This is a genomic window from Desulfovibrio sp. (genome assembly GCF_018379785.1).
GTDB lineage: Bacteria > Desulfobacterota > Desulfovibrionia > Desulfovibrionales > Desulfovibrionaceae > Desulfovibrio.
In genome coordinates, this window is sequence record NZ_JAGZUV010000088.1 from 1 (window position 1) to 10,690 (window position 10,690).

Sequence of the window (10,690 nt, forward strand, 5' to 3'; positions counted from 1 at the left end):
CTTTTGGCGTCACCCATCGTGACCTCCTTTTGATTTGTTGACTCGCAGTTGCCAGACCGCGAGACTTTTTAACAAATCAAAAGGAGTTTTACTGACATGGGCAAAGCTGTAAGCTTTTTAGAACCCCCCGCCTAGCGGGGGGTTTTCTCCATACAAAAAAGCGAGTCCGTCTCGCGGACTCACCCTTAAAGACAGAGGAACAAGTTCGCTTCAGTTCTCCGCTCCGCGATCCGGCATGGGGGCCCACATGCTGCGCTCTCCCTAATCAGGTAAGATGCCATGATATTTTAAGAATAGCGAAAAGAAATAAAATAGGCTATCTTGGTCCTATAGATTCATAAGTAACGTATGGCGTTAGGAATCCGGAGAGAATACGGGATATTGGCTCGAACGGTCTATACTTCCTGTGGGCAACTCCGTGTGTGAGTTCCTTTCGTTTTAGTAATATGGCGAAATTTTTACTTAATTTCGTCCATAGGCATAAATCATAGTGAGTTATTTAGTATCTGTTATGGTTGTTTTCATAACTCATTCGCATTATGGAAAGCATTATGAATGAATTTATTGCATTATGTAAAAAATATTTTGGATATGCTATGCTGTTCAGCATGTTCATTAATATTTTGCAGCTTACATTTTCAATATATATGTTACAAGTTTATGACAGAGTTTTGACGAGTTACAATATCTCGACGTTGGTTGTCATTACCGTAGCGGCAGTTATCGCGCTTGTGACGCTGGCCTTTTTGGAATGGATACGCTCTCGTCTGCTTATCAAAATCGGTGTGGAGTTCGACAAAAAACTGAGTTTTCCTGTTCTTGACCTGGAATTGCGTACAGCATCCGCCCTGCAAAAACTGCCGGACAGAGGGGAAATCCGGGATGTGCAGACCTTGCGTGGTTTTTTGGGCAGTAATGCGGTCTTTGCCTTTTTTGACATGCCGTGGATGCCCCTCTTTTTTGTACTCATTTTTGTTTTGCATCCCGCAATGGGCGTTGTGGCCGTCATCGGGGGGCTGCTGGTACTCATTTTCGGCATTCTGACGCAAAAAATCGCGGATCCCAAACTTAAGGAAGCCAATGAACTCAACAAACGCGCGACCATGCTGCTGGGCAGCGCGACGCGCAATGCCCCGGCCATCAAAGCGATGGGCATGATCGGTTCCATCGGTTCGCGTTGGCACGAGTTGAACGCCAGGGTTATCCATTTGCAGACCAAAGCCAGCAGACGCGTCGGTCTGCTGCACTCCATCAGCAAATCCCTCCGCATAGGCTTGCAGGTGGTCATCTACGCGGTAGGCGCGTATCTGGCCATCACTCATGTGGCCACAGCTGGAATCATGATCGCTTCATCCATTGTCATGGGCCGCGCCCTTGCCCCCCTAGATCAGGCTATGGCCACCTATAAACAGTCCTTGGAAGCCAAAGCGGCCTATAGCCGGATCAAGGCGACGCTGAGTGGGCCAGCGGCACAGGAGAAAATGGCCCTGCCTTCCCCACGGGGAGAAGTGGCCGTCGAGGGCGTGAGCTTCGCCCTTCAGGACAACGTCGTGTTGCGGGACATTTCCTTTCATTTGAAGCCTGGAACCTTATTGGCCGTCATCGGGCCGAGCGCGTCGGGAAAATCGACACTGTGCAGGCTGCTGTTGGGCATATGGCCGCCCACGGCAGGCAAAATCAGGCTGGACGGGGCGGACATTGCGTCATGGGAGTCTGAAACCCTTGGCGCATATATGGGCTATCTGCCGCAGGATGTGGATCTTTTTTCCGGCACCGTGTCGGAAAACATTGCCCGCATGGGCAAAGTTGATCCGGAGCGCGTGGTGCGGGCCGCGCAACTGGCCGGTGTGCATGAGCTGATTCTACGGCTGCCGGGTGGCTATGACACCCCCATAGGGGATTTCGGGCAGGGGCTGTCAGGTGGTCAGCGGCAGCGGATCGGGCTTGCCCGCGCCGTGTATGGCGAACCGCGCGTGGTGGTGCTGGATGAACCCAACTCCAACCTGGACGAAGAGGGCGACATGCGGCTCATGCAAAGCCTGGCCCGACTGAAACAGCTTGGCATAACGGTTGTGCTGGTAGCGCACAAGCCGCAGATTCTGGCGGCGGTGGACGAAATCATGGTGTTGCGGGAGGGTGGTATACTGCTTTATGGACCGCGCGCGACGGTTATGCGGGAAATGGCCGAGATGCAGCGCCGACAGCGGCAAACGGCTTTCCAAATGCAGGAGGGCAAGCGGCCTGTGGTTGTGCAGAAAGTTCTGAACAGGAGTGGCGGTAATGAACGCTCTGTGGGCTAAACTTCGCGCTTTTGCGGGCCGTGGAGAGAAAGGCGAACATGACGACGAGGACGACGTCGAGTCGTTCGGTCCCATAATCCGCCATGGCATGATCGTTATTTTACTTTTTTTCGGCATTTTGGGGGGATGGGCTGTGTTCGGGGAGATCAGCGGGGCGGTTGTCGTGCCCGGCACCATCAAAATCGATACCGAGCGCAAGACGGTGCAGCATCTTGAAGGCGGCATTGTTGACTCCATAGAAGTACGTGAAGGAGAGAAGGTCCAGCAAGGTCAGGCGCTTATCACACTGCGCAGCGTGACTGTCGATTCATCCGTGGATATGGCCAACAAGAATCTCATACTTTTTCTGGCCGCGCGATGCCGGTATCTCGCTGAAAAAGAACTGTTTCGAGAGATAGAATGGACTGAGGAATTGCTCAACCTGGTAGAGACCTACAAAAGTCATGACGTTCTGGATGGAGAAAAAAAGATTTTCGTCGCCCGCCGCGCCTCGTATCAGAGCCAGGCAGAGGTGCTTGAATCCCAGGAAAATCAGATAGCGGAACAGATCCTCGGATTACGCGAGGAATTGAACGCCGAAAAAACCATCATCGCCACACTTGCGGAAGAGCTGGCCGCCAAAAGAGTGCTGATGGCCAAAAAATATCTGGAAAAGTCGCAAGTGCTGGAGCTGGAACGCTCACTTGCTTCGCATAAGGGGAATCATGGGAAACTGCGCCAATCCATAGCCGCCTCGGAGCAACAGAAAAATGGATTGAAGTTGCAGCGCGAGGGACTGAGTATCGGTGTCATAGAGCAGGCGGCCAGTGAGATTAATCTGCTGGACAGCAAAATCCTTCAGACGCGCGAAGAGTTGCGGCCCCTGCGCGATACCAAGCGCCGTCTGCGGGTTGTCGCGCCTGTATCGGGCCGCATCGTCGGCTTGCAGGTGCATTCGCCCGGCGGCGTCATCGCGCCCGGCCAGCAGTTGATGGATATTGTGCCGGAAAATTCTCCGCTCATCGCTGAGGTGCATATTCCGGTGGAGAAAATTGCGGATGTGCATGTGGGGCAGGAAGCACAGGCGCAACTTGACGCCTTTGCCCGTAGTCAGGTGCCGCTGATCCCGGCCAGGGTGCTGCAAATAGCGGCCGACAGGCAGGAGAAGCAGACCTCAATGGGAGCTATGCCCTTTTATCTTTCGCATGTTCAGGTTTTTCCTGAAGCCATGGACACGCCAGACATCTATATTTCCCCGGGAATGCCGGTGACTGTATTTATTACGACCAAAAAGCAGACAATCCTACACTATATGTTCGAGCCGCTTTTAAGGAGTTGGGACAGAGCGTTACGGGAGTAATCATACCATGAATGGGGGAACGGCATCTATGGGCGGCCAATCCTTTTTGACTGCGTTTTCCATTGTTACAATTATATTCATATCAACAGCCAATACGTTTGCGAGGGGGTATACGCTTGACGCCGCCATTACGCAGGCATTGCAGGCGAACCCCTCCATAGAAGAGAAAGTGCGGGCGCTTGAAAGCGCCAGGATGGAAGTGGGGGTGGCGCAGAGCTATTTCTGGCCGAGAGTTTCCCTAGTCGCCAATAAAAACAAGCTCAAAAACAGCGGAGCCATCGGAAGTACCGATGAACTCTCTAATACCAGCACGTCAAAAGGGTTACGCGCCACATTGTCGCTGTTTGCGGGCTTTTCCCATCTGAACAATCTTCAGCGCACGATGATAGAAAAAGATATTGCGGAGTTGCGATGTCTCCATGCCGAACTTGAACTTATCTCCAATGTCCAGATACAGTTTTTCAATTTATTGCAGGCCCGCCGTGATTTGCGCTATGTCAAAGGATCTATCCGGCGCATCACTACCCAGCTTGATGCCGCACAGTCATTTTTCGATGTGGGTATGGCTCCGTATGTGAACGTCTTGCAGAATAAGGTGGAACTGTCGCAGGCGCAGGAACAGCTTATCAACACCCAAAATACAATCCGGATCTGCAAAATACAGTTGAACAATTTTTTGGGTTTTTCTCCGGAAGAAAAAATCAACTACAATGGGCAGTTGGAAGATTATCCACGGAAAATGGACTATGAGGAAAACGAAGCCCTGAACTTGGCGATTAAACATCGGCCGGATGTGCTCATCGCCCGGAAAAGCGTTGAGGCGGCTGAGAAAACAGTTTTGTCCACCGCCGGCGAGGCACTGCCGCAAGTGGATCTTACCTCCGATGTCATGTCTTCCAACAGGGATTATGCCGACAACCATTATACCGACTATGACCGGCAGTACTGGTCCATCGGCGTCAATTTCACTTGGACGTTTTTTGAAGGGGGGAAAACCGCTTTTGGCGTGGCCCGGGACAAAAAACGGGTGAGCGGCTTGAGCGCGGCCTATAGAAATACGCTTGCATCAGCTAAGACAGATGTCCTGAAAGCCCTGATGGACATTCAGGCGGCCAGGGAAGTCTATGCGACAGCTAAAGACGGGCTGAAAGCGGCGGAAGAAAACTACGCGATGGCGAGCAATCGCTATAACACCAATATCGGCACGATCACCGAACTCATTGACGCACAAACCAGGCTGACGGAAGCGGAAGTCCGCATCAGCAAGTCACTGGCCAATTTTCAAATCGCGCGCGTCAAGCTCTTTTTCAATATCGGGCTGAAGAATCCGTCGTTGCGGTAATGGCGGCAATGCTTTTGTTTTTGGCCAGGCCTGTTTCAGGAACCTGGCTTTTCTTCGGCAAAGAGTAACATTGACACGGCAGTCAATGATCTGCAAGGCGCCGCGCCGTCTGAGTCATGGAAATGGCATTATCGGCGTCGTGGGTGCCCTGATTAAAGGAAGCCATGTCCCTCCGTTCAGGCCGGGGGAAACTCCCCCGGCCTGAGACGAAGCCGTGCGGTCGTCAGACCGCACGGCGTATGGGCATCAGGCGCAGAGGCTTTGCGCGGCATCCACGTCATGGGGCAGAGGCACGCTCGTCAATGCTATTTCCACAGGCTCGGAATCGTAGACATGAGAATCAAACGCGGGGGCCGCGTCGACTTCAGACGCTTGCGCAACCGGCTCTTCCGCGTTGCTTTCAAGAACGTCAAGGAAGCCTCTGTGCTCCATGAAAGCGGCAGCATCGCCTTCTGCGGCGGTGACGATAATTCCCTCTTCAGTCGTTCCCGTATTGGGGAAGACCGGCGCGTTGTCGCTGAGCCGGATGTACAGACAGGAAGTGTCGGTGTTGCCTGCCTGGTCCGTCACCGTATAGGTGAACTCTTCCAGGAGATCCTGTCCCAGCTTGTCCATGGCTGTGTATGAAAACGTGCCGTCGGCCTTGATGCTCAGTGTGCCGTGCAGGCCCTCAATTTGCGTGTCCTCCGTGATGGCCGTGCCGTTGACGGCAAGCGTCAGGCTTTCCGATGCATCGTAGTCCATATCCGTGTCGTGGAAGGAGAGTTGGCCCTCAAGGTAGGAGATAAGGTCGCCTGAGGGGGTCTTAGGCCAGTTCAGGTTTACGTCGTCGCATTCGGGCGCGTGGGACAAGGGAGACAGATTGATGAACAGTTCCTGTGCGCTTTCTCCGCCGTGGATGTCCCTGACCACAATGCCGAAATCATCCACGTCGGTGATGCCTTGGGCATCAACCCCGGGCTTCAGAGTATAGCTGTAGGATGCCTCGTTGCCGCCGGTCGTGGTTAGAACAAGGATGCCGTACCGCCCGTCAATGCTGACCTCGCCGGACGCGGGCAGGTCGACGCCGCCCACGGAGACGGAGGCTATGGCGTCGCCGTCGGCGTCGCTCCAGGAAAGCAGTCCGCTTTCCTGAACCGGGCCGTCCCCGTAATTGCCGATATTGCCGCCGATGGATACCGACAGGTCGCCGCTGAGCACGGGCGCGGCGTTGGCGTCGTCCAGATGGATGGTGATGGTGCTGGACGCCGAGCCGCCGAAACCGTCCTGGGCGGTATAGGAGAACACGTCCTCGCCGCTCTGGCCCCTGGCGTTCTCGCTCAGGACATAGCGGTAGCCGCCGTCTTCATGCAGGTAGAGCGTGCCGTAACCGCCGCGAACCACAAAGGCCGGATCGCCCTGATCGTCCACGCCCCAGACGCCTGCCGCGGCTCCGCTGACGGAATCCACCCGCACCGTGTCGCCATCGGCGTCGGCCAGGGCTACCTGCCCGGTGGTCTTGCCGCCGCCGCGCCAGGTGTTCAGCTCCACGCTGCCGGAGGATGCCGTGGGATTCTGGTTATGGACGAGCAGGTCAATAGTCACGCTCTCCTCGCGGGACGCGCCGAATTCATCGGCCACGGTGACGGTGAAGACTTCTTCACCTGTTTCTCCGACGGCGTCGGGGTTGAGGGTATAGGTATAGGCTCCATCGGCGGCGATATGGAACTGGCCGTGCGCACCGTTGACCGTAAAGCCGCCGGAACCGTCGGACGTGCCGCCGCCGCTGCCGAAGTGAACGCCGGTCAGCGTCGTCTGATCATGCCGTCCCGCATCCACATTGTAGTCCGGGTCGGCAAAGACAAGGCCGCCCTCTGTGGTTCTGTCGGCATCACGCAGGGTATCCAGCTCGTTGGTCAGGTCGCCCGTGATTTCCGGGGCTCCGTTGGCGTTGCTCAGGCCAATGGTAATGGTGCTGGAGGCCGTGCCCAGATAGCCGTCGTCCACCGTATAAGTGAAGGTTTCCGTGGCGTCGATGCCGCCCGCCGTCGTATCCGTCAGCACATAGCGGTAACTGAGCGCCGCGTCGCCGCTCTGATAGAGATAGAGCGTGCCGTGGTCGCCCCGCACCACAAAGGCTGTTTCGCCCTTGTCGTCCGTGCCCCACGCGCCCTCGCCCCTGGGACCGGTCACGGCATCAAGCCGCACCGCGTCGCCGTCGGCATCGCTGAGCGCCACGTCGCCGCGTACCGTCCTGTCCGCGTCGCGCAGAGTGTCCAGCGCGGACGTTCCGGCTTCCGCGACAGGGTTATTGTTCATGTTGTACAGGTCAATGCCGACGGTGCCTGTGCTTTCCAGGCCGTAGGCGTCCCGCAAGGTGAAAGTGAAGCTCTCGTCATTCACTTCGCCCCTGTGATCCTGGGCAAGAGTGTAGGCGTATTTCCACTGGCCGCCTTCCTCATAAACGCGGACCGTGCCGTACTGTCCCGCCGTTTCAAAGCCCCACAGGGGCGCTTCGGCCGTGCCGAAGTTCTGGAGCGTGGTCGTGCCGTTGACGGAAACCACATCCACGACGTCGCCTTCGGCGTCGTCCAGCGTCAGGTCGCCCTTGACCACAGTCTGGCGCACGCTGTCCAGCCGCGTGTCCACGTTCTCGGCGGACGGCGCGGTATTGGCGTTGGTCAGATCAATGGTAATGGCGCTGGAGCTTGAGCCGCCGTAGCCGTCCATTATCTGGTAGTCGAAGACTTCCTGTCCCGCAACGCCCCGGTGGGCCGGGTCAAGAACATAGCGGTAGGCGCCGTCATCAAAGAAATGGAGCGTCCCGTGCTGGCCCCGCACCGTGTAGCAGTCCCGCCCGTCCACGCTGTCGCGCACGCCGGGGGTTCCGTTGAAACTCACGCCGCCGGCCGTTACCGCGTCTCCGTCCGGGTCAACGTCGGTGGCGATGACGCCTTCAATGCCGTCGGCACGCAGGCTGTCCACGCCGGAAGCGCTTTCCTGCGCCACGGGGGCGCTGTTGCCGATTCCGTGCTCGATGGCGGGCGGTAATGTCACGTTTTGCGCGCCGGAAGTGGCGTAACTGTATTCGCCGTCCTGCCGGAGTTCCGCCGCGCCGCCCACAAAGACCAGTTCGCCGCCGTTGTAGACGGTGGTGGTCACTTCCAGATTCACGGCCAGGGCGACGGACGCAAGGGTGCTGTCGTCCAGCGTGACCTTATACAATTGTTCTCCACCCTGGAAGCGATCGGAAAGGACCATCGCCGCCGCTTCTTCCGCCGTGAGCAAGGCAACCGCATAGCCGGAACCGCCTTTGACGGCCACGCCCTGAGGGCCGCTCAGGACAAAGAAGTGCTCTTCGGAACCGTCCACGTCCTCAAAGCGGGCCTCAAGCGTGACCGAAACAGCAGCCTTGTGGCCGGTCTGCACATCGCCTAGGGCGGTATCGGAAACGCCGGCTATGTTTTCGGGCGCGTCGGCCATGGGGATGACCGTCACGTTCAGAGTCTGGCCGCTGAGGGTCGCCGTCGCGCCGGTATCGGTTTCGCCCAGCAGTGCGTCATAAACCAGCTTGATGGGCAGAGGCGTGCCCGAAGCGTCCATTTCGCCCGCGTAGTTGGCCGCCGGTAGGTAGAAATACCTTCCGGAAGCCAGATCGGCCTTCGTGAAGGTCGGATCGGCGACAGTGTTCCCGTCCGCGTCCACAATGCTGCCGCCCTTGAGATCGGTGAAGGTGACGCTGAGCAGAGTGTCGTTGCCGTCGGCCTTGAGCAGCGCGGCGTCGGCCAGAGAGGCCAGGGACAGCGGAGCGTCTTCCTGGACGGGAGACACGTTCGCGCTGACGCTGGTGGCACTTACGTCGCTCATATGCAGGGTGACGGGATCGCCCGGCGTGAACAGGCTGTCGCCGTTCCCTTCTTCAGCCCATGCGCCGCTCTTCAGATCCACGTCGCCGTTGAGGCCGTCCGGCGAGACAAGGGTGATGTCCGCGGACGGATGCGTTTCCGTGCCGTCCACGTTCACGCGATAGTAGCGCGTGCCGTTCACGGTTTCATACGTGCCGTCCAGCGGCGCGGACACCTGCCAGCCTTCGGGAACCTCCAGCAGGAGCGCGTGGTTTTCGGAACCGTCCACATCCGCGAACTCGCCGCGCACGGTGACGGTCACGCTGTCCCCACCCGCGCCCACGAGGTCGGCGGGCGTGGCAGCGTTGCCGTTGACGGCGCTGACATCGCCGGACACGGCTTCGGCCTCGTCGGCCCTGGCCGTCAGGACAATTCCGTCAGGGTCAGCGCCGCTGATCGTCTGAGTCTGGCCGGAGACGGTATTTTGCACAGTAAAGACGGTGTTCAGATCCAGAACGCCGTCGGCGGCATGATTCCATTCATCCACCACCAGCTTGCCGTCCTGCATATGCGCCGAGCCCCAGATGATGCGGAAGTCCGCCGTGGGGTCAAAACCGCCTGTGCCGAAGTCCACATTGGCCACCGCGTTGCCCGCGCCGTCCTGGGTGACGGCAAAGCATTGCCCGTTATAGACGATGGTGGCGATCTGGTCTCCGACATTGCCCGCTCTGGTGCCCGACTCGGCCGCCAGAGCGGCCGCTTGCGGCGTGAACGTCAGTACGGCGGAAAGAAGCATGTCGTTCGCGTCCACGCTTCCGATGAGGGTGATGGGCGCGCCCGCCGCGTCGTCTTCCACGATTTGCACGGCGGCAAAGGCCAGATCCTTACTGCCCACCACGCCCTCGTTCACAAACTCGGCCTTGGTATTGATGGCCCAGTTATCGGCAAGGTTCATTTCCCGGTCGTTGGCGTTATACCCGGCGTTGGGTTCCACGGACACGCCACCGGAAATGACCGGGAAATTTTCAATGCCCGGTATATTCAGCTCGTGCATCCCGAACCGCACGGTAACGGAACCGTCAGCGCCCAGGTAGCCGTCCACGGCCACGGCGTAATAGGGATTGCCGCTGGGGTCAAAGATGGTTTCAACCTCAACGGTATTCCAGGTTCCGTCCGCGCCCTTCACTTCCGCCTGCTTGCCCACCACCCGGTACAGATCAGGCGCGATGACGGCATAGTGCTGCTCATTGGCGTCATGATCGTCAAAGGTCAGGGTCTGGGTCAGCGTGCCTCCCTGCTTGTCCAGCACGGGGAAGGTGAGGTAGATTTCCTCGGACTTGGCCACCGCGTCCACAGCCACGGTAAGCGTGCCGCCCACCGTTATTTCGCTGTTGTCGGTGATGCCGTCCCTGACCGTGGCCTGCCAGGTCAGGGTGGCGTCGGCATCCTGATAGCGATCTTGCATATGGTAAATTTTACCGGCCAGATAGGCATCCGCCATATTCACCCCTGTGGGCAGGGGATGGCGCGCGCCCGCGTCGTCCTCATACCAGAACGACCCGTTGCCCGTCGCGCCGGTGAAGATTAAAGAGATCAACGTGTCGTTGCCGTCCATGGTCAGGTTGAGGCCGTTGACCGGATCATCCGGGTCAAGCCGGAGGAGATTATCTTCCGGCGCGGCGGTTTCCTTTGCCATGACGGCGTTGTCACCGCCTTGGGCATTGACCTTGGACACGAAAATGGAGAGATAATCCTCCTTGAGATTGAGGGACGTGTTATTGTCCAGCGTATATTCCCAGTTGGCGGGGGCATCGCCGTCGGCGGCCCTGCCGATCTGCCCTTCCACGGTCATGGTGCCCACGCTCAGGCGCACGCCGGTATAGGT

At 57.8% G+C, this 10,690-nt stretch carries 4 protein-coding genes; 3 read left to right on the forward strand and 1 reads right to left on the reverse strand.

From position 1 onward, the window contains the following. The first annotated feature begins 551 nt into the window (after positions 1-551). The 3 genes from KH208_RS14105 to KH208_RS14115 are packed head-to-tail and all read left to right on the forward strand — an operon-like array spanning position 552 to position 4,981. Entirely contained in the window at positions 552-2,300 is a 1,749-nt protein-coding gene (locus KH208_RS14105) for a type I secretion system permease/ATPase (protein WP_291437333.1), read from the forward strand. Continuing rightward, entirely contained in the window at positions 2,281-3,639 is a 1,359-nt protein-coding gene (locus KH208_RS14110; protein WP_291437335.1) for an HlyD family type I secretion periplasmic adaptor subunit, read from the forward strand. The genes KH208_RS14105 and KH208_RS14110 overlap by 20 nt, the downstream gene beginning before the upstream one ends. A gap of 28 nt (positions 3,640-3,667) precedes the next feature. Further along, positions 3,668-4,981, forward strand: a complete 1,314-nt coding sequence (locus KH208_RS14115) for a TolC family protein (RefSeq protein WP_291437338.1) — start codon at positions 3,668-3,670, stop codon at positions 4,979-4,981. 246 nt (positions 4,982-5,227) lie between these two features. Here KH208_RS14115 and KH208_RS14120 read toward each other — a convergent pair whose 3' ends face one another. Further along, entirely contained in the window at positions 5,228-10,657 is a 5,430-nt protein-coding gene (locus tag KH208_RS14120; protein ID WP_291437340.1) for an Ig-like domain-containing protein, read from the reverse strand. Positions 10,658-10,690 lie beyond the last annotated feature (33 nt).

Bases quoted from the DNA above. Each gene is read 5' to 3' on its own strand.
- KH208_RS14105 (WP_291437333.1), top strand. From the start codon at position 552: ATGAATGAATTTATTGCATTATGTAAAAAATATTTTGGATATGCTATG.
- KH208_RS14120 (WP_291437340.1), bottom strand. From the start codon at position 10,657: ATGACCGTGGAAGGGCAGATCGGCAGGGCCGCCGACGGCGATGCCCCC.
- KH208_RS14110 (WP_291437335.1), top strand. From the start codon at position 2,281: ATGAACGCTCTGTGGGCTAAACTTCGCGCTTTTGCGGGCCGTGGAGAG.
- KH208_RS14115 (WP_291437338.1), top strand. From the start codon at position 3,668: ATGGGCGGCCAATCCTTTTTGACTGCGTTTTCCATTGTTACAATTATA.